The sequence below is a fragment of the Dyella amyloliquefaciens genome, assembly GCF_004296575.1.
Classification (GTDB): domain Bacteria; phylum Pseudomonadota; class Gammaproteobacteria; order Xanthomonadales; family Rhodanobacteraceae; genus Dyella; species Dyella amyloliquefaciens.
The window spans coordinates 138,478-160,208 of the sequence record NZ_SAYT01000005.1; the positions used below are offsets into that span (position 1 = coordinate 138,478).

The window sequence follows — 21,731 nt, forward strand, 5'->3', positions numbered from 1 at the left end:
GATCCAAGGCCCGCCCGCCGCATGAACCGGCGGTTCATGCCGTGTATGCTGCCGCGGCGACGTTGTTCCCTATGACTATGAGGAAATTCCCATGCGTCTGGCCCGCCTGCTGCCCGTGTTCATGAGTGTCGCCCTGATCGTTCCCGCCTTTGCCCAGGCCGCCGACCAGTACGTGCCACTGCAGCAGCGCATGAGCCCGGCGGAGTTCAAGGCCTCGGGACTGGACAAGCTTTCGCCGGACGAACTGAAGAACCTCGACGACTGGCTGAGCGGTCACGGCAAGGTGATCACCAAGGTGGTCGACTCCTCAGGCAAGCCGGTGTTCTACCCTGAGAGTGGCAAGCGTACGGTGATCACTGCGCGCCTGAAGGGTTCCTTCGACGGCTTCGGGGAAAACATGCAGTACCCGCTCGACAACGGCCAGTTGTGGAAGCAGGCCGGCTCGGGCAGCTACAGCTGCCCCCACGCCGAGAACCCGACCGTCACCATCAAGCCCATGATGATGGGCAACTGGCTGATGTACGTCGAGGGCTGCCCCAACAGCATCAGCGTGAAGCGCGTCCACTGACGCGCGTGACTCACGCGAGCGCTTCGAGCGCCCGCGTGAGTCGCTTGGCCGACACCGGTTCGGCCGTCTTCAGTTCCTGCGCGAACAGCGACACGCGCCACTCCTCGATCAGCCAGCGCAGTTCGTCCAATCCTCCGGTGCCTGCGGCCCGATGCTTGAGGTAATCGCGCCAGAACGGCAGCACCTGCAGCATGCGCTGCTGGTCCTTGGCCGGATCCTGGCGAAGGCGCTCGGCACGCAGGCGCATCGCCTTCAGATAGCGTGGATAGTGCGCGAGTCGCGAGGTGGGCAATTCACGCAGGAATCCTGCCATCAGCAAGGAATCGAGCTGCTCGCGCAGATCGTCGTAGCTGGCGCGCGCAAAACCCATCAATGGCGGCTGCAGCCAGGGCTTCATGTCGGCCTGCGCCTCGATGATCGGCTCGGCCAGCTTCAGGCGCTCCACCGCGGCACCAAACAACTCGCGCGCCATCTGCGTGTGCAGCGCCTGGAAGGTGCCAGCGGTACGCACGTTGAGGTCGTGGCGTTCGAGCAGATCGCTGAAGCCGCCTTCCACCAGGTCTTCACGCAAGCCATCGACGCCACCGAGCGGTGCGTATTTCAACGCGAGCGGATTGGCGATCGGCAGGCGGCGGCGCGCCTGCTTCATATCGCTGGCGAGCGCGTTGCGCAGCAGGCGCACCACGCCCTGGACATGCGCCTCGCGAGCCTCATCGCTGCGCTCGAACACGCGCAGAGCCACGGCGTCACCGAGGTCCACGAGTGCCGGGAACGCCAGCAGGCCACCGGCCGAGCGCACCTGCGCGGGGATCTCTTCGAAATCCCAGCTGGCGATGTCCTCGCGCGTAAGCTCGATGTCGGTCTTGCGTGAGAACGCCTCGCGCGCCTGGCCTTCCCATTGCCCACGCATTGCGGCGAGGTCACGACCCGTGGCGAGGGTCTTGCCGTTCTCGTCGTGCAGGCGATAGCGCATGCGGAAATGCGCGGGCAGCTCCACCGCATCGAAATCCGCTGCCGCGACGTCTACGCCGGTGGCTCGCTTGAGGAATGCGGCGAGCGCCTTGTGCAAGGACTCGTCGCGCGGCGCCTCGGCTTCGGCGAAGGCGCGTGCAAAGTCCGGCGCCGGCACGAAATTGCGGCGCAGCGCCTTGGGCAGACCGCGGATGAGCTCGGCCACCTTCTCGGCCAGCAAGCCGGGCACCAGCCATTCGCAACGCGCCGCGGGCAACGCATTCAACATCGCCAGCGGCAGGTGCAAGGTGACGCCGTCGGCGTCGTCACCAGGAACAAAACGGTACTCGAGGCGGTACTTCTGCGGCCGCTCCCGCGCATCCTGCGCTCGCGGCACTTGGCCATCCATGGCCGGCGGTGGCACATCCAGCGAGGCCGGAAACGCCTTGGGATCGAGACCCGCGCCGCCACTCATCACGTCGTCCAGCGACCAGCGCAGCGCCGCCTGCTCGGCGGGACGCGCCTTGCGATACCACGCATCGAGCGCGCGGCTGTCCGCGATGTCCTGTGGCAGCTTGCCTTCGAAGAAGCCCACGAGTTCGTCCTCGGAGCGCAACAGGCCTTCGCGGCGCTGCTTGGCCTCGATGCCGCGGGCATCCTCCAGCACGCGCTGGTTCGCGCGCACGAAGTCGGCGCGTGCGTCGATATCACCGCGGGTCAGCGCCTCACGCAGGAAGATCTCGTGCGCCAGCACCGGATCCTGCTTCTGGAAGGTGCCGGGACGACGCTCTACCAGCGTCAACCCGAACAGGCTCACCTGCTCGTAGGCCACCACATGGCCACGCTTGCGGGACCAGTGCGGATCACGCCAGGCGGAACGCAACAGGTGCGCCGCCTGCTGCTCGATCCACAACGGCTCGATGCGGGCGCACGCCATGCCCCATACGCGGCCGCCGACGTCGAGGATCTGCGCTGCGAAGATCCAGTTCGGCGGCACCTTGGACAGCGACGAACCCGGGAATACCTGGAAGCGACGCTCGCGCGTGCTGCGGTAGACGCCCTTTTCGTCCTTGTGACCGACCTGCGTGGGCAGGCCGGCGAGGAGGCTGCGGTGGATGGATTCGTACTGGCGAGTTGCTTCGTCGTCGCTGCTCCCTCTCCCCTGTGGGGAGAGGGTTGGGGTGAGGGGTGGGTGCTCGCGGGTCTCCTTCCTATCTCGCTTGTTGGAAACAGCACGAGCTCGCTCTTTTGAAGCGCGGGGCGAGGTTGCCCCCTCACCCCACCCCTCTCCCCGCAGGGGAGAGGGAGCAACGGCGGCGTCCAGCTTCCACCCGAGCTCCTGTATCACCAGCAACAGCTGCCGGTGCAGCTCGCGCCATTCGCGCATGCGCATGAAGCTGAGGAAGTGGCGGGAGCACCAGTCGCGCAGCTTCGACTGCGTCAGATCCTCGTGCGCCTTGCCGTATTCGCGCCACAAGTTCACCACGCCGACGAAATCCGATTTCGGATCGGCGAACGCCGCATGCGCGGCATCGGCCTGCTGGCGCGCATCGGCAGGACGCTCGCGCGGATCCTGGATGCTCAGGAAGGATACGATCACCAGCAGCTCGCGCAGGCTGTGCAGCTTCTCCGCTTCCACCAGCATGCGGGCCAGTTGCACGTCGATCGGCAGCCTGGCCACCACGCGGCCGATCGGCGTGAGGTGACGCGCATCATCGATGGCCGAGATCTCGGCCAGGCGGCGGTAGCCGTCGGCGATCACGCGCGGATCGGGCGCTTCGAGGAACGGGAATTCGTCGACCTCGCCCAGCTGCAGCGACAGCATCCGCAGGATCACGTTGGCCAGCGACGAGCGCAGCAGCTCCGGATCGGTATAGGCCGCGCGGCTTTCGTAGTCGGCCTCATCGTAGAGGCGATAGCAGGTACCCGGACCCACGCGGCCACAACGGCCCTTGCGCTGGTCGGCGGCGGCCCTGGAGATCGGCTCGACGTGCAGGCGCTCGAGCTGGCTGCGCTGGCTGTAGCGCTTGACGCGCGCCTGGCCCGAATCGATCACATAGCGGATACGCGGCACGGTGAGCGAAGTTTCGGCCACGTTGGTGGCGAGCACTACGCGACGCTTCGGACCCGGCTTGAACACGCGGTCCTGGTCGCCGGCGGAAAGGCGCGCATACAGCGGCAGCACTTCCGTCTCGCGATACTGGCGGCGCGACAGCAACAGATGGGCGTCGCGGATCTCGCGTTCGCCGGGCAGGAAGATCAGTACATCGCCACGCGGATCGTCATGGGTGATTTCGTCCAGCACGGCGGCCACATGATCGGCACCACCCTGCTGCAGGTCACCGGCACGCTGCCCGCGGCGTGCCGCAACCTCGTCCACCGAGCGCCAGCGGACTTCCACCGGATAGGTACGCCCTTCCACCGACACGACGGGTGCATTGCCGAAGTGCTCGGCAAAGCGCTCCGTGTCAATGGTGGCCGAGGTGACGATGATCTTCAGCGTCGGCCGCTTCACCGCAAGCCGCTTGAGGTAGCCCAGCAGGAAGTCGATGTTGAGGCTGCGCTCGTGGGCCTCGTCGATGATGATGGTGTCGTACGCGCTCAGCCAGGGATCGCCCTGCGTTTCCGCGAGCAGGATGCCGTCGGTCATGAACTTGACCAGGGTGCGGTCGGACACCTGGTCGTTGAAGCGCACCTGGAAACCCACCTGGTCGCCCAGGCCGGTGCCCAGTTCCTCGGCCACGCGGCGCGCCACCGAGCGTGCCGCCAGGCGGCGCGGCTGGGTGCAGCCGATCATGCCCGCTTCGCCGCGCCCGGCGGCCAGGCAGAGCTTGGGCAGCTGGGTGGTCTTGCCCGAGCCGGTTTCGCCGGCAATCACCACGATCTGGTGCTTGCGGATCAGCTCGACGATCTCCTCGGCACGCGCGGTAATGGGTAGCGATTCGTCCAGCGTGATCGCGGGCTTGGCTGCGGTGCGTGCGCGGCGCTTTGCCGCGGAGGCCTCGATATCGGCGGTGAGCGCCGTTAGCTTCTTTTCGTCGAAGCGACGCGACAGCTCGCGCCAGCGGCCCTGCAGACGGCCGTAGTCGCGGCTGGATACCGACTCGAGCGCCTTGCGCAGTTCGCGCAGACGCGGGTCGGTGGCGGAGGAAGGTGTGGTTGCCTGGGTCATCGGACCGCACATGATAGCCGGTGGCTATCAAAAGCATCGGCAGGATTCATTTCACTGCCTTCGGACGCCTCGCTAAGCTGGATCCAGGTTTCATCCCCACCCTCGAAAAGGAGCACTCCATGGCCATTTCCATCGGTATCGCCAAACAGGACCGGGAACAGATCGGCGAACAGCTGTCCAAGCTGCTCGCGGATACCTATTCGCTCTACCTGAAGACCCACAGCTTCCACTGGAACATCACCGGGCCGCATTTCAACAGCCTGCACACGATGTTCGAGACCCAGTACAACGCACTGTGGCTGGCCGCCGACGAGGTTGCCGAGCGCATCCGTACCCTGGATGTGTTCGCCCCCGGCTCCTACAGCCAGTTCGGCAAGCTCACCTCGATCAAGGAAGAGGCTGGTGTACCGGACTGGAAGGACATGGTCGGCCAGCTGGTGGAAGGTCACGAGATCGCCGCCCACACCGCCCGCGAGGCGATCAAGGTGGCCGATGGCGCGGGTGACGAGGGCACGGTCGACATGGTGACCGGTCGCCTGAAGGAGCATGAGAAGACCGCGTGGATGTTGCGCTCGCTGCTCAAGTAAGCATCCCCCCTCCCTCTCCCCGATCGCCGGGGAGAGGCTTGCTCCGCCTCCCCTGGAACAGGACCAGCCCCGCCACGGCATCCGTCGCCCGCAGGCCTATAGGCCTGGGTCCCGAGATGGCGGGCCATCGCTTCATCACGACATTTGAACAATTGCCGCTTGCCTCGCACCCGCGATGAGTCACGCGAGGCTCGGAAGGACTGAGCAGAACGCGGCGCGCAGCCGCCTGTCGGGCGCGCAAATCGTCCGCGATGAGCGGGCCGCGTGGCACGGGATGGGCTTGCTTGCTTCCGCGGTGGAGCCCAGCCGCCTCCGGCCTGACCTTGCGCTGACCACTCCCTCTCACGATTGATTGAGCCCAATGCGCTCCGTGGTTAAGCTTTCAGGGCTTTTCGGCCTCGTGTGAGGCAGCCACGGGGATCGTTTTGAGCGCGACAGCAACCACCCACGACAGCCGGCATCCGTTTCTAGCAGCCATCCTGCTCGCCCTGATCGTGGCGGCCATGAACATCGGTCTGTGGTGGTGGAGCAACCTGCCCCACGGCCCCGAGGACTGGAAAGGCCCCATCGGCGGCTTTGCGTTGTCCGCTTTCCAGCGTTACCAGAACCCGCTGAAGAACGATTTCCCCTCCGACCAGGAAATCGACGGCGACCTCAAGCTGCTCAAGCAGTACACGCCGCGCATCCGCACCTACTCCACGCTGCAGAATCCACAGGTCTATCGCCTGGCGGACAAGGAAGGCCTGCAGGTCATGGCCGGCGCGTGGATCGATCGACGCCTGGACAACAACGAAAAGGAGATCGAGACGCTGATCGCGCAGGCGCGTCGCTATCCCGACTCGATCAACCGGGTGATCGTCGGCAACGAAGTGCTGTTCCGCAACGATATCCCGCTGGAACAGCTGGAGGGTTACGTGGATCGCGTACGCGCAGCAATCCACCAGCCGGTATCGGTGGCCGAGCCGGATTACATCTGGCTCAAGTATCCGGAACTGGCCGAACACGTCGACTTCATCACCGTGCACCTTTTCCCGTACTGGAACGGTATAGATCGAAAAGACGCCATCGGTGCTGCGATGGGCAGCTATGACCAGCTGCGCACGACGTATCCCAACAAGCCCATCGTGATCGGCGAAATCGGCTGGCCGTCGAACGGCGATCGCTTCGAGCACGCTGATCCCTCCGTTTCCAATGAAGCGATCTTCCTGCGCCAGTGGTTCGTCGCAGCGAAAAAGAAGAACGTCGACTACTACATCATGGAGGCGTTCGACCAGCCCTGGAAGGAAAAGCTCTCCGGTCGCACGGAAGCCTACTGGGGCATGTTCAATGCCGACCGCCAGCTGAAGTTCCCCTTCACCGGCCCGGTGACCGAAGACACCGCGTGGCCGTGGAAGGCGCTGGCCGCCAGCTTGCTCGCGCTGCTGCCAATGATCTGGTTCGCGCGCCACTACAGCCGCTTCAAGCTGATGGGCCGCTTCTTCTTCTGCGCGCTGATCCAGCTGGCCTGCGGCCTGATCGTGTGGTCGGCGACGCTGCCGTTCAATTTCTACCTGAGCTGGATCGACTGGACGATGCTGGTGCTGCTGTTCCCGGCCCAGATTGCGATCCTCGCCATCCTGCTCATCAACGGCTTCGAGTTCACCGAAGTGCTGTGGCGCCGCAACTGGATTCGCCACGCCGGCATGCTGGCGCCCGATCCGGTGGAGAAGCAGCCGTTCGTGTCGATCCACCTGGCCTGCTACAACGAGCCGCCGGAGATGGTGATCATCACGCTCGACTCGCTGGCCGCGCTCCAGTACGAAAACTATGAAGTGCTGGTGATCGACAACAACACCAAGGACCCGGCGATCTGGAAGCCGGTGCAGGAATACTGCGAGAAGCTGGGCACGAAGTTCCGCTTCTTCCACCTGGAACCGTGGCCGGGCTTCAAGGCGGGCGCGCTCAACTTCGGCCTGAAGGAAACCGACCCGCGTGCGGACGTGGTGGCGGTGATCGACGCCGACTACGTGGTGCGCGAAGACTGGCTGGCCACGCTCACCGGCTACTTCCACGATCCGAAGGTGGCCGTGGTGCAGTGCCCGCAGGCGCATCGCGACTTCGAGCACAACCGCTTCCGCCGCATGACCGCGTGGGAGTACGACGGCTTCTTCCGCATCGGCATGCACCATCGCAACGAGCGCAACGCCATCATCCAGCACGGCACCATGACCATGGTCCGCCGCTCGGCGCTCGAAGGCACCGGCGGTTGGTCCGAATGGACCATCTGCGAAGACGCCGAGCTCGGCCTGCGCCTGATGCATGCGGGCTACGAGCTGGTCTACGTCGATGAACTGATGGGCGTGGGCCTGACCCCGGCCGACTTCAAGGCGTACAAGAGCCAGCGCTATCGCTGGGCGTTCGGCGCCATGCAGATCCTCAAGGGTCGCTGGGACTGGATGACCAAGAAGGGTCCGCTGTCGGGTGGCCAGCGCTTCCACTTCCTCACCGGCTGGTTCAGCTGGTTCGCCGATGCGCTGCACCTGATCTTCACCATGATGGCGATCTTCTGGACCGCAGGCATGGTCGCGTTCCCGACCATCTTCAGCCTGCCGATGCAGCTGTTCCTGATCCCGGTGATCGGCTTCTTCTTCGCCAAGGCGATCTTCGGCATCGTGCTGTACCGCGCTCGCGTCCCCTGCAGCTGGTACGACACGCTGATGGCGTCGCTGGCCAGCATGGGCCTGTCGCACGCCATCGCGCGCGGCATCCTGCACGGCCTCACGCGCGAGAAGACCTCGTTCGTGGTGACCGCCAAGAGCCGTCGCCTCGGCGGCAGCAACTTCGCCGCGTTCGCACCGGTGCGCGAAGAGCTGTTGATGGCGATCGCGTTGGCCGCCTGCGTGACCGGCATGAGCCTGCGCTTCGGCACGCAGTACCTCGAGGGCACGCTGTGGATCTTCATCCTCGCGGCGCAGTCGATTCCGTACGTTTCCGCCGTGGTGGGCGCATGGATTGCGCACAAGGCCGGCGACAAGGCCGGTTGAGTCGTTCGCTGACGCCTCATTCACCAGTGCACGCGAGGTGATGGGCTAAGCTTGGGCTGCACGTGTTCGCAAACACGTGCATGCCACCACTTCCAGGATGGAAAAGAGCCTGTTTATGTTCTCCCCGCAGTCCGCGTTGCCGTTGAGTGGCCGTCAGGTGATAGTGCGTGGCGCAGGCCTGACTGGCTGTCAGGCCAAGCCGCGCGCTGTCGCATGGCGGCCACTCAACGGCAACCCTCCGGGCCGGGCCTATTTGCCCGCATGTCGGCGTCATCGCTCGGTCGTGTATCGACATACACTCCCTCACTCTTCCTGGTCCTGCGAGCAAATAGATCCCGGCGCGGGCTGCGGGGAGAGCATAAACAGACTCTAGACTGCATGCGCCGAATCAGCCGCCTGACGCTGCTGCCGCTCCTGCTGGCCCCGTGGCTGGCGCATGCGGGTGTGCAGTTGTCGGTGGATGGCGTGGACGATCCGCTGAAGCTGGCGGTCACCTCGGGCGTGGATATCTCGCAGTACGCGAATCGCGACGTGACCGAGGCGCAAGTGAAGCGCCTGTACAACCAGGCGCTCGACCAGGCGAAGAGTTCGCTGGAGCCCTACGGCTACTACGAGGCAAAGGTGGAGGGGCAGCTCGATCCGGTCGGTACCGACTGGCGCGTCACCCTGCATGTGACGCCCGGGCCGCCGGTCACGGTGACGGCGGTGAACCTCAAGCTCGACGAGACAGCCGCGGCCATTCCCGCCATCCGCCGCGCCAAGCGCAGCATCGAGAACCTGAAGGGACAGACCCTCAACCACGGTGAGTACGATTCCACGCGCGATGCGCTGAGCGGCGCGCTGACCGCCAACGGCTTCCTCGACGCGCGCCTGGTCACCCACCGCGTCGAAGTGAACCGTGCCGAGCGCTCGGCGGTGATCCAGCTCGCCTGGGAGGCCGGTCCGCGCTATCGCTTCGGCGACGTCCACTTCGAAGGCTCGCAGTTCAAGCCGGGATTCCTGCAGCGCTACGTACCGTTCAAGTCGGGCGACTATTTCGCGCAGGACAAGCTGCTCCAGCTGCAGCAGGCGTTGAATGGCGCGGACTACTTCTCCGTCGTGAACGTGCTGCCCGACGTTGACGACAAGAACAACGGCGTGGTTGCGGTGAAAGTGGAGCTGGTGCCCGCCAAACGCACGATCTACACCGGCGGCCCCTTCATAGGCACGGATACCGGCGTGGGCGTGCGCGTGGGCAGCGAGCGCCGGTGGGTGAACAGCAGCGGCCACAAGTGGAAGAACGAGCTCGTCTTCGCGCAGAACCTGAAGACGCTGTCCACGCTCTACTCCGTGCCAATGCCCGGCCCCAACCAGCGCAGCTTCAACTACGGCGCCACCTATCGCGATTCCGATACCGATACCTCGCACTCCAAGACGCTGGAACTCGTCGCCAATGAAACGCGCGAGTGGTACGGCTGGGTGCGCACGATTGGCATACATGCGCTGGACGGCACCTTCACCGTGGGCCAGAAAGGTGGCGAACCCGACGACGCACCGGGTATCGAGCACGGGCGCAGCGACCTGTTCTATCCGGAGATCTCGCTGTCGCGCAAATCAGGCGACAACCCGATCTTCGTGCGCAACGGCTGGTCGCTGACGCTGGCCGCACGCAGTACCGTGGGCGGATTGCTGTCGGATGCGAGCTTCAGCCAGGTCACCGCCGACGCAAAGTGGATCACCTCGTTCTGGGGTCGCAATCGACTGATCCTGCGCGGGTCCGCCGGCATGACCTGGACCGACGATTTCAGCGACCTGCCGCCGCAGCTGCGCTTTTTCGCCGGCGGCGACCGCTCCGTGCGCGGCTACAGCTACCAGAGCATCGGTCCCAAGAATGCCTATGATCGCGTGATCGGCGGCAAGAACCTGCTGGTGGGCAGCACCGAGGTCGAGCATTACTTCACCAAGAACTGGGGCATGGCCGCCTTCGTCGATGCGGGCAATGCGTTCGACAACACCGACTACCGCCCGAAGATAGGCGCGGGTCTCGGCGTACGCTGGCTGTCACCGGTGGGTATGATCCGGGTAGACCTGGGCACGCCGGTGCATAACCCGGATGAGCACGGCGTGGAATTGCATGTCGTGATCGGCCCGGATCTATGAGAACGCCGCGATGAATGCCGCCACGCCCACCACCGCGCCCAAGCCTCGCCGTCGCTGGCTGCGCTGGCTCGTGCTGTCGTTCGTGGCGCTGCTGCTGTTGCTGTTACTTGCAGTGGGCTGGCTGACGGGTACCGGGTCAGGACTGCGCTTCGCCCTCGCGCGCGCCGAAGCATTCACCCATGGCGCACTTTCCGTGCAATCCGCGCAGGGCCGGCTGGTCGGTCCGCTGGATCTTGCCGGCGTGCGCTACGCGGACGGCAAGGGGCTCGACGTGAAGGTGGCGAAGGCGCATCTGGATTTCAGCGTCGCGCCGCTGCTGCGCAAGCGCGCGCACGTCATCGACCTCAACGTCGATGGCGTGGACGTTGCCCTGCCCAAGAGCGAGGAAACACCTGAGAGCGAAAGCAGTTTCTCGCTGCAGCCACCACTGGACATCCTGCTCGATCGCGTGCACGTGGGCACGGTGAAGATCACGCAGGAAGGCAAGCCGCTGTTCGCTTCGAACTCACTCGACCTGGCCGGCAGCTGGACCAGCCGCGGCATCGAGCTACGCCAGCTCGCATTGCGCGCACCGGATGGTCACGCCGATCTCACCGGCACGATGGGCATCGGCAGCAAGTACCAGGGTGACAGCAAGGCGGCATTCGCATGGACCGTCAACGGTACCGAGTATGCGGGTCAGCTCGACCTGCACGGCGACGGACAGCAGGCCCATCTCGAACTGCAGCTCAGCCAACCGATGGTCGCCCAGCTCCGTCTGCAATGGGCACAGCGCGGCGATTACCCATGGACCGCACGACTCGATGCGCCACGTTTCGATCCCAAGCCGCTGGTGGGCGAGAGCTCGCTCACCGCACTCACCGTGGCGCTGGACGGCAAGGGCGATCGCCGCAGCGGCAGCGTGCAGGGCCAGCTCGGCCTCAACGATGACCAGCTGCAGCTGCGCCCACTCGCCGTGCGCTTCAGCGAGGACTTCAAGACGCTGACGGTGGACCAGCTCACGCTCGCCTCGCCGCAGTTCAAGGGTGAGGTCGCTGCGCGCGGCGTGGTGGCGCTGGGCGCGCAACCCCTGTCCGCCGACCTCACCGTCGACTGGAAGGATGTCGAACTGCCGGAGGACATGCTCGGCCAGGTGGTGCAGAGCCACGGCAGTCTCAAGGCCAAGGGCAGCCTCGACCAGTTCCACGCCACGGGCGATCTCGCCATCGGCGCCCCCGGCAAGCTCGCTGACGTCACGCTGGATCTGGACGGCACGCAGAAGCAGATCGACCTGCACGCACTTACGGTCAAGCAGCCGCAAGGGCAGATGCAGGCCAAGGGCGTGCTCACGCTGCAGCCGGTGCTGGGCTGGCAACTGGAAGCCACCGCGAACCGGTTCGACCCCGGACATGTGCTGGCGAAATGGAATGGCTCGCTGGACTTCGACATCGCCTCGCAAGGCACGCTGCCGCAGGGCCACCCCGACGTCACCTTGGAGATCCGCAAGTTCGACGGCCGCCTGCGCGAGCGCACCGTGCATGGTGACGGCAAGCTGCATCTTCCGCCGGAAGGTGTGGTCGACGGCAAGCTGCACCTCATCTCGGGCGGCAGCGACGTGCAGATCGATGCGAGGCCGGGCAACAGCAACGACGCGACGATCAAGCTCGCGGTCGCCACGCTGGGCGACTGGCTGCCCGATTCGGCCGGCCGCCTGCAGGGCACGATCCGCGTACAGGGCAAGTATCCGAAGCTGGCTGTCGACGCGAACCTGCAAGGCAGTGCACTGAGCTACGTCGGGCAGCACATCGACAGCCTGCGCTTGCTGGCCAACGTGCCCGACATCAGCCGCCCCGGCGGCAAGCTCGACCTGGAGACCACGGGCGTCAACGCGGGCGGCCTCAGCTTCAATCAGGTGAACGTGCGCGGCGATGGCACGGCCGAACGGCACAGCCTCACGCTCGATGCGCGCGGGTCGCCGCTTTCCACCGACCTTGCGCTGAGCGGCAGCCTCAAAGGCTCCGCGTGGAACGGCACGCTGTCCTCGCTCAACATCGATCTCGCCGGCCTGCCCCGCTGGCGTCTGCAGCAATCCACCGCGCTGTCCTACCACGATGGCGCCATGAGCCTTTCCGAGGTGTGCCTGACGGCAGGCGAGCCGTTGCTGTGCGCGGCGGCAAAGCAGGACAAGGCGGGCAACCTCGACGCCAGCTATCGCCTGCACAGCCTGCCGATCGCCCTGCTGATGAGCGCAGCGAGCACGGCCAAGGTGCCGATGCGCGTGGAAGGTTCGCTGGAGGGCAACGGCAGCATCCGGCGCAACACGGCAGGCGCGCTCAACGGCAATGCATCGATCACTTCCACGCACGGCTCCATCGCCTATGCCGACCGGCCCGACGAGCCCCTGATCACCTACAACAACCTCGCGCTGAACGCGCAGCTCAGTCCCTCGAACCAGCGTGTCGATCTGCATGCCGGACTCACCAACAACGGACGCCTGGATGGCCAGGTGAGCTTGAGTGGCGCGCAACAGGCGCTGGGTGGGCAGGTCTCCCTGCATGTGAACAACCTCGCGCTGCTGGAGATCTTCACCACCGAAGTGGTGAATCCCAAGGGCGCGATCCATGCGGACTTCACGCTGGGCGGCACGCTGTCGCAACCCGCAGTCAACGGACAGGCTGCCATCAGCGACTTCGCCGCGGAAATTCCGGCCATGGGCCTCAAGCTCAGCCAGGGGCGCGTCGCCATCAGCACCACCGACGCACAGCACTTCCGCCTCGACGGCACGTTGCATTCCGGTGATGGCAACCTGGTGTTGCAAGGCAACGCGGCCATCGGCACCGGTGCGCAGAGCGTGGTTTCGGTGAAGGGCAGCAACTTCAAGGCGGTCGATATTCCCGCGGCCAAGGTGGCCGTTTCGCCGGACCTCGCCGTGCGCCACAACGCCGATGGACTGGACATCACGGGCAGCGTGACGCTGGACAGCGCCGACGTGAACATCGACAAGTTGCCTGGCGCGGGCGCCACCAAGGCCTCGCCGGATGTGGTGGTGGTGGACGACAAGCAGCAGGAAGAGGAAGCCAGCCGCATGCCGATCACCGCCAGTGTCACCGTGAAACTGGGCGACAAGGCACACCTGGTCGGCATGGGCCTGGACGGCCGCCTGCATGGCCAACTCGTCGTCAGCGAGCGGCCGGGGCGAGCCACCACCGGCCAGGGTCAGATCGAAGTCGACGGCACCTACAAGGCCTACGGCCAGAACCTGCAGATCGAGCGCGGCCAGCTGCTGTTCGCCACCACGCCCATCGACAACCCGGGCCTCAACATCCGCGCCGTCCGCAAGCTCAACCCCAACGCCACCATCGACGACGGGCAGAAGGTCGGCCTGTACATCGCTGGTACCGCGCAGCGCCCCACCCTCACCGTATTCTCGCAGCCGGTGATGGAACAGTCCGATGCCCTGTCCTATCTGGTCACCGGCAAGCCGCTGTCGCAGGTGAAAGGAGGCGAAGGCAACATGGTGGGCGCCGCCGCCCAGGCGCTGGGCTCGGCCACCGGCAACCTGCTCGCCAAGAGCATCGGCACGCGGCTGGGCTTCGACGACGTGGGCGTGAGCAGCAGCGATGCGCTCAACGGGAGCTCCGCCTTCACCGTGGGCAAGTACCTCTCGCCGCGGCTCTACCTCAGCTATGGCGTGGGCCTGTTCGACCCCGGCCAGGTGATCGTGCTGCGCTACCACTTCAGCCAGCACTGGAACTTCGAAGCGCAAAACGCCACCGACTTCAGCCGGGCGAGCCTCAACTACCGGTACGAGCGCTGACGGCCGCTTCCAGCTTTTTGTAGGAGCGCACCCAGTGCGCGATAGGCAACGGAGAGGATTGACCGTGACTCCCCGGTCGCGCACTGGGTGCGCTCCTACAGGCGGGGCACCCTCTAGCCCAAAAGTCATGCCCCACCCGGCAGGCCGAAGGACTATCGTTCACACTTTTCCACCCCAGGAGACCGCTCATGCGGCAATTTCGTTGGATTCTCACGGCTGCTGCGCTGACCAGCACCTGCGCGCTGGCCGCCTCGCCGGCCGAACCGGTCGCCGCCCAGGCGCCCGCACGCAGCGCCAGCGGCATCGATCTGGCCGGCATCGACCACAGCGTCAAGCCGGGCGACGACTTCGACAACTACGCCAACGGCGCGTGGAAGAAGACCGCCGAGATTCCCGCCGACCGCTCCAGCACGGGCGTGTTCCTGCAGGTGTTCCTGAAGGCCGAGCAGCGCAATGCCGACCTGATCAAGGAAGCCGCCGCCAGCAACGCCGCGGCGGGCAGCAACGAGCGCAAGATCGCCGACTACTACGCCGCCTTCATGGACGAGGCCACCATCGAGAAGCGCGGCCTTGCCCCGCTCGAGCCGCAGCTGAAGGAAATCAACGCCATCGCCAGCAAGGCCGACCTCGCCCGCGTGCTGGGTGAAGGCCTGCGCGCCGATGTCGATCCGGTGAATGCCACCAACTTCGAGACCGAGCACCTGTTCGGCCTGTTCGTCTCGCATGGCCTGGACGACGCCAGCCACAACATCCCGTACCTGCTGCAGGGCGGCCTCGGCATGCCCACGCGCGACTACTACCTCTCCGACGACAAGGCGATGGTGGACACGCGCTGGAAGTACCAGGCCTATGTTGCCGCCCTGCTGAAGCAGGCTGGCGTGGCCGATGCGGAGACCAGGGCCAAGAACATCCTGGACCTGGAAACCAAGATCGCCAAGGCGCAGGTCGACATCGTCGACAGCCAGGACATCCACAAGGCCAACAATCCGTGGGCGCTCGGCGACTTCGCCAAGAACGCGCCGGGCCTGGACTGGAATGCCTATTTCAAGGCCGCCGGCCTGGACCAGCAGAAGATCGTCGACGTGTGGCAGGTGCCGGGCATCAAGGGCCTGTCCGCGCTGACCGCCAGCGAGCGTCTGCAGACCTGGAAGGACTACCTCACCTTCCACGCCCTCAACGAGAGCGCCAGCCTGCTGCCCAAGGCCTATGCCGACCTCAGCTTCGGCTTCTACGGCCAGACCCTGTCCGGTACGCCCAAGCAGCGTGACCGCTGGAAGCGCGCCATCGCCAGCACCAACGTGTCGCTGGGCGATGCCGTCGGCCAGATCTACGTGAAGAAGTACTTCCCCGCCTCGTCCAAGGCGCAGGTCGAGCAGATGGTGAAGAACATCCTCGCCGCCTTCGACGATCGCGTGGATCACCTGGACTGGATGACGCCCGCCACGCGCCAGAAGGCCAAGGCCAAGATCGCCAGCATCCGCGTGAGCGTGGGCTACCCGGAAACCTGGCGTAACTACGGCACGCTCGAGATCAAGGCCGACGACGCGCTGGGCAACCTGCAGCGTGCGCAGAAGCACGAGTACGAGCACCAGCTCGCCAAGCTCACCCAGCCGGTGGATCGCGGCGAGTGGTGGATGACGCCGCAGACGGTGAACGCGGTGAACCTGCCGCTGCAGAACGCACTGAACTTCCCTGCCGCCATCCTCGAAGCGCCGTTCTTCGATCCGAAGGCCGATCCGGCCGCCAACTACGGTTCGATCGGCGCGGTGATCGGTCACGAGATCAGCCACAGCTTCGACAACCTCGGCGCCGAGTTCGACGCCCAGGGCAACCTTGCCAACTGGTGGACGCCGGCAGACCAGGCCCACTTCAAGGCCGCAGGCCAGAAGTTGGCGGAACAGTTCAGCGCCTATGAAGCCCTGCCCGGCCTGCATGTGAACGGTCAGCAGACGCTGGGCGAGAACATCGCCGACGTCTCGGGCCTCACCATCGCCTACCTCGCCTACCACAAGTCGCTGGGCGGCAAGCCGGCGCCGGTGATCGACGGACTGACCGGCGACCAGCGCTTCTTCCTCGCCTTCGGTCAGAGCTGGCGCGAGAAGATCCGCGATGCCGCGCTGCGCGCCCGCGTGATCGGTAACGAGCACGCACCGGGCCGCTTCCGCGCACAGACGGTGCGCAACATCGACGCCTGGTATGACGCGTTCCAGCCCAAGCCGGGCGAGACGCTGTACCTGGCGCCGGCGGATCGCGTGAAGATCTGGTAAGCGTTCAAGTACATGCGAAGACAGGAGCCACGCCTCGCGAGGGGCGTGGCTCTTTCGTTTCGTGGATCGCGCACTGGGTGCGCTCCTACAAAAGAGCGTCGCTTCTGTAGGAGCGCACCCGGTGCGCGATCCAACCTGGCGAACAACTACATCCTCGCCGGCCTCGGCATCAACACCGCCAGCACGATCGCGGCAAGGAACAACGCCGGCACATCGCCCCACAGGTGTCCCATGTGCTCGGCATGACTCAAGGCCTGCACCGCCATGATCCCGCCATGCACCACGCTGGACCACACGAAAAACCAGATAAGGCTTCGATGGGCGAGCGGATCGCGGGCCGCAAGAATAAGGAACACACCGAGCGTGGCGTAGATGCCCACGATCATCATCGGATAATCCGAATAGCCCTCGTGCCATACCCATCCGGACGGCCAGACCTGCATCAGCGGATAGATGGCCAGACAGACGATGCCCAGCAAGACCAGGACGACGCGCAGCAGCTTCAGACGCGATGGATCGCTCATGACAGTCACCTCGGCAACGGCAGCGATGCGGACAGTGTATGCCTGCAGCCGTCGCCGTGCGTCAAAGCTCCCGTGTCATGAACACGCTGTACGGGTCTTCCACGTAGTCGCCGAACGGCCCGCAAGGCAGAAAGCCGTAGCGCTCGTACAACGCCCGTGCCGGCGCAAATGCCGCCGGCGAGCCGGTTTCGAGGCTCAGCCTGCGGTAACCGCGTCGCTGCGCTTCGTCCAGGATGTGCTGCAGCATTGCCGCGGCGACGCCTTTGCGTCGATGGCGGTTCGAGGTGCGCATCGACTTGATCTCGCCATGTGTTTCGTCGAGCTGCTTGATGGCGCCGCACCCCAGCAACTCGCCATCCTCCCATAGGGTCCAGAAGGTGATCCCGGGGCGGCGAAGCTTGTCGAGGTCGAGCGCATGGATGCTTTCCGCTGGGGAATGCAGGGCCATGTCATCGAGATGTTCCTGCAGCAAGGCGGCGACCTCGGCGCTGCGCAGATCGTCGACGCGTAGTTCCATGGCCATGCGGGTCTCGCCTCAGGATGCCAGCGGCAACGATAACTGCCAGGACACGCCGAAGCGATCGTCCAGCCAGCCGAAGCGCGAACTGAACCCGTAGTCATCCAGCGCCATCAGCACTTGCCCGCCGTCGGCCAGCGCCGCGAACGCGCGGTCCAGGGCTTCAACGGTGTCGAACTCCACCAGGATCGAACTGGCCGGCGTGAACGAGAACCCATGCTTGATCGGACTGTCCGAGCACATGAACTCGCTGCCGCACAGCGCGAAACGCGCCATCTTGATGGTGCCCTCGGGCCCCGGGCCGCCCTTGGCGTAACGCTCCACGCTCATGAAACGCGAGTCGGGAAACGTGGCGAAGTACAGGTCCAGGGCAGCCTGTGCGTTTCCCTGGAACATCAGGAAGGGCGTGGCTCGGCTCATGAGTGGGCTCCCTCAGGCAGGAACTTGAGTCTACGCGCCTGCGACTCGATGGGCACCGAGATACCGGCTGACCGGCCCGCAGAGAGATCCAGTGCCAGATGATGGCACGCCAACTGGAAGCCCTTGCGCAGATACAAGCGATGCGCAGCGTGCCGTGCGTAGCCGGTGTCCAGATGCACGGCATCGCATGAGTGCTGCCGCGCATGGTCCACCAGCCAGTCGAGCAAGGCACCTGCAAATCCGTGGGCGGTCTGTCCCGGCAGCGTCGCGAGATCGTCGATATAGAGCACCTTGCCCCAGGCAAGGAACTCCGCGATGCGGAAGCCAGCCACGCTCTTCACCACGTCCTCATGCCTGAGTGCCAGGACGTCATATCCCTGCGACTGCTGGCGCAGCACCTGCGCGACAAAGTCCTGTTTTGAGAGATGCGGACGAAGCGCATGGAATACGGGAAAGCAGGCCTCCACATCCGACGCGCTTCGCATCAGCAAGATATCCATCACCCCTCCGTATCGACATGGTTCGATGTAACGGAACAACGGCCGAGATATTCGCCGCGCCGGCTGGTGGATTCAGCTGACGCCCAGGCCCTCGATACCCACGATCTCGTGGCCATCAAAGCCCGCCAGCTCGGCGAAGCGGCGGCCACGCTCGGCGTAGTCGTGGAACTGGTCGAAACTCGGCGCGCCTGGCGACAGCAGGATGGTGCCGCCCGCCGGCGTCAGTTCGCGTGCACGCGCCATGGCGCGGGTCAGGTCTTCCGTCTCCACGACGGACACGCCGGCAGCCTGCAAGGCCCGGGCAATGCGCGGGCCATTCGCACCCTGTGCCACGATGGCATGAGGTGCATGGCGCTTCGCTTCGGTGACGAAATCGCTCCAGTCGAGGCCGCGATCATGGCCACCGACGATCACGGTGACCTGACGGCCTTCAAGGCTGCCCAGCGCTGCAAGCGTCGCCTGCGGCGTCGTGCTGATCGAATCGTTGATCCACGCAAAGCCATCGTGCTCGCCCAGCGGCTGCAGGCGATGCGGCAGCGGCCGGAAGCTCGCCAAGGCCTCGGCGGCCACCACGGCGTCGTAGCCCATGGCCTCGAGCGCCGTCAACGCAGCGCAAGCATTGAGTGCGTTGTGCTCGCCTGGCGCACGCAGCCTGGAAATCTCGAAGACCTGCTGGGCACCGCGACGAATGAAGCCGCCGGCGACATGCCAGCCCTCGACCTTCCCGAACAGGCGTCGATGCGGATGGAGCGCGGTGCGTTCGAGCAGATAAGGCTGTCCTGCATTCACCAGCAATTGCCTGGACACATCGGCCAGCTTCAGCTTGTCCGCGATGTAACGCTCGCGCGAGCCATGCCAGTCGAGATGTTCCTCGTAGAGGCTGGTGATGACGCCCAGCTCCACCGGACCGGCTTCGCCGGTCTGGAAACTGGACAGTTCGATGGCCCACACATCGGCCTCGGCATCCACCAGCTCAAGCAAGGGCATGCCGATGTTGCCGGCCAGCGCAGTACGCACGCCCAGGCTGCGCGCCAGGTGCGCCAGCAAGGCCGTGGTCGTGCTCTTGCCCTTGGTGCCGGTGACGGCGACGACGCGTGCATCGGGTCGCTCGGCGAACCAGAGCGAGGTGCCGGATGTCAAGCGCACACCCGCCTCCTGCGCCGAGACGAGCGCCGGCTTGTAGGCGGAAATGCCGGGCGATTTCACCACCACGTCGAATGAGGACAGCGCGATGGCATCGGGCTCCTGTCCGCGCACCACCAACGACGGATCAAACGATTGAGCATCGGCCGTCTCCGCCTCGCTGCAGAACAGCGTCAATGGCAGTTGCGGCAAGCGCGAACGGATCGCCGCCATGGCAGCCCGCCCTTCGCGGCCGAAACCCCAGATGGCAATGCGCTTGCCCTCGAGATCGGCGATGCGCAGCGGTTGGCTCACCCGAAGAACGCCAACGCAGGCTGCAGGCGGCTCGGGATGCGATGGTCCGGTGAAGGCTGCAGCCAAGGCTCGATCGCGAGTTCCTTTTCATCGAGCTGCGGGAGGATCTCGCTACGGAAGCGCGCCACCAGGGCGTCCTCCTGCCACTCCGAACGCTGGCTAAGCGCATACATCGCTGCGCGTGCCTCGGCGCCCTCGCCCACGCACTCGAACGGCTTGTGATCCTGGTATTCGAGCAACGCGTCGAAACCGGCGGCCAGGTTTTCATCGTCGAGCAGGTTGCGACCGAAGATCGAAAGCAGTCGCGGCTTGGCCAGGAACGGCGCGAGCGCGAGGAACACGAAGTGGCACTTCGGGCACTGCCCGCACCAGCGATCTGCCGGCTTGGGACCGAGGATCTTGAAGTTGCGGTTGCAGCTGGAGAACGCGTCGAAATACAGCGTGAGCCTGGCGAACGTGCGCGTGACTGCCAGCTCCGAATACGGGCGCAGCAGCGAGCAGTAGTCGAGATCGGCCGCAACGTGCTGGTGCAGCCAGTCGCCCAGCAACGCTTCGAAGGTGTAGCCCTTGCTCCACTGGTGGTTCACCAGCTGGCCTTCGTATTCCAGCGTGGCGGCGGACGCCGAGCGCTCGTTGGCAAAGGCAATGCTGTCGAAGCCATACAGGATGGCAGCCACAGCGAGGATCGCCGAGTTCACGGCCGTCACCGGGATATGGCCGTTCCACGCGCCCAACCGGTTCAACTCGAACAGGCCCGGAGCCAGCTCGCGTTGGATGTTGAGCGTCGGCAGGCCGGTGCGCTCAGCGCAGGCCGCGATCAGCGGGGAATTGCCGACCCACACCGCGGTCGCCTCACCGCCGATGGACTTGATCGCCTCCACCGCCACCAGCGAATCCTTGCCGCCACCGATCGGCACCAGGGTGCGATGCGGCAGCTTCAGTGCCTTGGCCTCGGGCTTCGCGGCGCCGCCGCGCGGGAAGGCGATGCGGCCGCGCAGGTCCAACCCATTGCGGTAGGCAAACTCGGCCAGGCCGTGCAGGTACAGCGCATCGAGCAGGTTGGCCGTGGCGTCGTCCAACCGACCGCCGGCCACCTCGATACGCGGCGGCACACCGGCCTTGTAGTAGCTGACGCCCGCGATCAGGTGCAGCAGCTTCAGCGCTTCGTCGAAAGCGGCCTGGTGGCTGGCTGGAAGCGCCGGCGCATGCGGAAACGTCACGCGCTCGGTCAGTTCCTCGCCATGGTCGAAGGCGTACACCAGCTCGGCCACGCCATTGGCGTAGCTGCAGCGCACGAAGCGGAATACCTGGGTCAGGCGGGGGTTGATGTTGGTCGTCACGCTCAAGTCTCCGTCAACGCTACTCCCTCTCCCCTTCGGGGAGAGGGCTGGGGTGAGGGGCCGGGCTAGCCAGTGCCTCCAGAATCACCTCAAGTACGCCTTCCATATTCTTCAGGACATCATTGTTCCAGAAACGCAGGACCCTGTAGCCCATGAACTAGAGCTCCAGTGTCCTGCGCTCGTCATAAATCATCTGCTCGCCATGCTGCCCGCCGTCCAATTCCACAATCAGGTCAGCATCAGGGCAGGCGAAATCGGCTATGTACGGACCGATTTCGTGTTGGCGGCGGAATTTCCAGCCTTGGAGGTGGCGATGCCTCAGGTGATGCCAAAGCAACTGCTCGGCATCTGTTTGCCGGACGCGCAGCTTGCGCGCCCGGTCTACGTTCAAACGCTTCATCCGTGAGCGTCCCTGGTTGTGGCGTTACCGCGAGCACCCGCCCCCTCACCCCAACCCTCTCCCCGGAGGGGAGAGGGAGAAGTGGTGGAC

Annotated in this window: 13 protein-coding genes and 1 pseudogene; 6 read left to right on the plus strand and 8 right to left on the minus strand. The window is 65.3% G+C overall.

From position 1 onward, the window contains the following. Nucleotides 1-91 precede the first annotated feature (91 nt). Nucleotides 92-568: a hypothetical protein gene (locus tag EPB08_RS12555; protein WP_130619460.1), complete on the plus strand. Its 477-nt coding sequence runs from the start codon at nt 92-94 to the stop codon at nt 566-568. Nucleotides 569-578: 10 nt separating this feature from the next. On the opposite strand, the gene hrpA is transcribed toward EPB08_RS12555, so the two are convergent. Beyond that, nucleotides 579-4,691, minus strand: coding sequence for an ATP-dependent RNA helicase HrpA (gene hrpA, locus EPB08_RS12560; RefSeq protein ID WP_130619461.1), 4,113 nt, complete (start codon nt 4,689-4,691; stop codon nt 579-581). A gap of 119 nt (nt 4,692-4,810) precedes the next feature. Here hrpA and EPB08_RS12565 point away from each other — a divergent pair, with 119 nt between their 5' ends. From EPB08_RS12565 to EPB08_RS12585, 5 genes are all read left to right on the plus strand, one after another. Further along, nucleotides 4,811-5,278: a Dps family protein gene (locus EPB08_RS12565; RefSeq protein ID WP_130619462.1), complete on the plus strand. Its 468-nt coding sequence runs from the start codon at nt 4,811-4,813 to the stop codon at nt 5,276-5,278. Between the two features lie 425 nt (nt 5,279-5,703). Continuing rightward, the gene (locus EPB08_RS12570; RefSeq protein WP_130619463.1) at nt 5,704-8,301 is read left to right on the plus strand and encodes a glycosyltransferase family 2 protein; all 2,598 of its coding nucleotides are present in this window, start codon (nt 5,704-5,706) and stop codon (nt 8,299-8,301) included. Nucleotides 8,302-8,679: 378 nt separating this feature from the next. Further along, a complete protein-coding gene (locus EPB08_RS12575; protein ID WP_130619464.1) occupies nt 8,680-10,440 on the plus strand; it encodes an autotransporter assembly complex protein TamA in 1,761 nt (586 codons plus the stop codon). 10 nt (nt 10,441-10,450) lie between these two features. Further along, complete coding sequence (locus tag EPB08_RS12580) at nt 10,451-14,236, plus strand: translocation/assembly module TamB domain-containing protein (RefSeq protein WP_130619465.1); 3,786 nt, start codon at nt 10,451-10,453, stop codon at nt 14,234-14,236. A gap of 188 nt (nt 14,237-14,424) precedes the next feature. Then, on the plus strand, nt 14,425-16,503 hold the full coding sequence (locus EPB08_RS12585) for a M13 family metallopeptidase (RefSeq protein ID WP_130619466.1): 2,079 nt from the start codon (nt 14,425-14,427) through the stop codon (nt 16,501-16,503). 146 nt (nt 16,504-16,649) lie between these two features. Here EPB08_RS12585 and EPB08_RS12590 read toward each other — a convergent pair whose 3' ends face one another. The 7 genes and pseudogenes from EPB08_RS12590 to EPB08_RS12620 all read right to left on the minus strand — a co-directional run bounded on the left by EPB08_RS12590 (nt 16,650) and on the right by EPB08_RS12620 (nt 21,641). Next, entirely contained in the window at nt 16,650-17,027 is a 378-nt protein-coding gene (locus EPB08_RS12590) for a DUF6632 domain-containing protein (protein ID WP_130619467.1), read from the minus strand. Between the two features lie 61 nt (nt 17,028-17,088). Beyond that, complete coding sequence (locus EPB08_RS12595; protein WP_324615269.1) at nt 17,089-17,550, minus strand: GNAT family N-acetyltransferase; 462 nt, start codon at nt 17,548-17,550, stop codon at nt 17,089-17,091. Nucleotides 17,551-17,562: 12 nt separating this feature from the next. Then, the gene (locus EPB08_RS12600; RefSeq protein ID WP_130619468.1) at nt 17,563-17,964 is read right to left on the minus strand and encodes a VOC family protein; all 402 of its coding nucleotides are present in this window, start codon (nt 17,962-17,964) and stop codon (nt 17,563-17,565) included. Then, entirely contained in the window at nt 17,961-18,464 is a 504-nt protein-coding gene (locus EPB08_RS12605; RefSeq protein WP_130619469.1) for a GNAT family N-acetyltransferase, read from the minus strand. The genes EPB08_RS12600 and EPB08_RS12605 overlap by 4 nt, the downstream gene beginning before the upstream one ends. A gap of 72 nt (nt 18,465-18,536) precedes the next feature. Next, entirely contained in the window at nt 18,537-19,889 is a 1,353-nt protein-coding gene (gene murD, locus EPB08_RS12610; protein ID WP_130619878.1) for a UDP-N-acetylmuramoyl-L-alanine--D-glutamate ligase, read from the minus strand. A gap of 8 nt (nt 19,890-19,897) precedes the next feature. Further along, nucleotides 19,898-21,241, minus strand: coding sequence for a UDP-N-acetyl-alpha-D-muramoyl-L-alanyl-L-glutamate epimerase (murL, locus tag EPB08_RS12615; protein ID WP_130619470.1), 1,344 nt, complete (start codon nt 21,239-21,241; stop codon nt 19,898-19,900). 19 nt (nt 21,242-21,260) lie between these two features. Then, a pseudogene (locus EPB08_RS12620) lies at nt 21,261-21,641 on the minus strand (endonuclease domain-containing protein). Between the last annotated feature and the right edge of the window lie 90 nt (nt 21,642-21,731).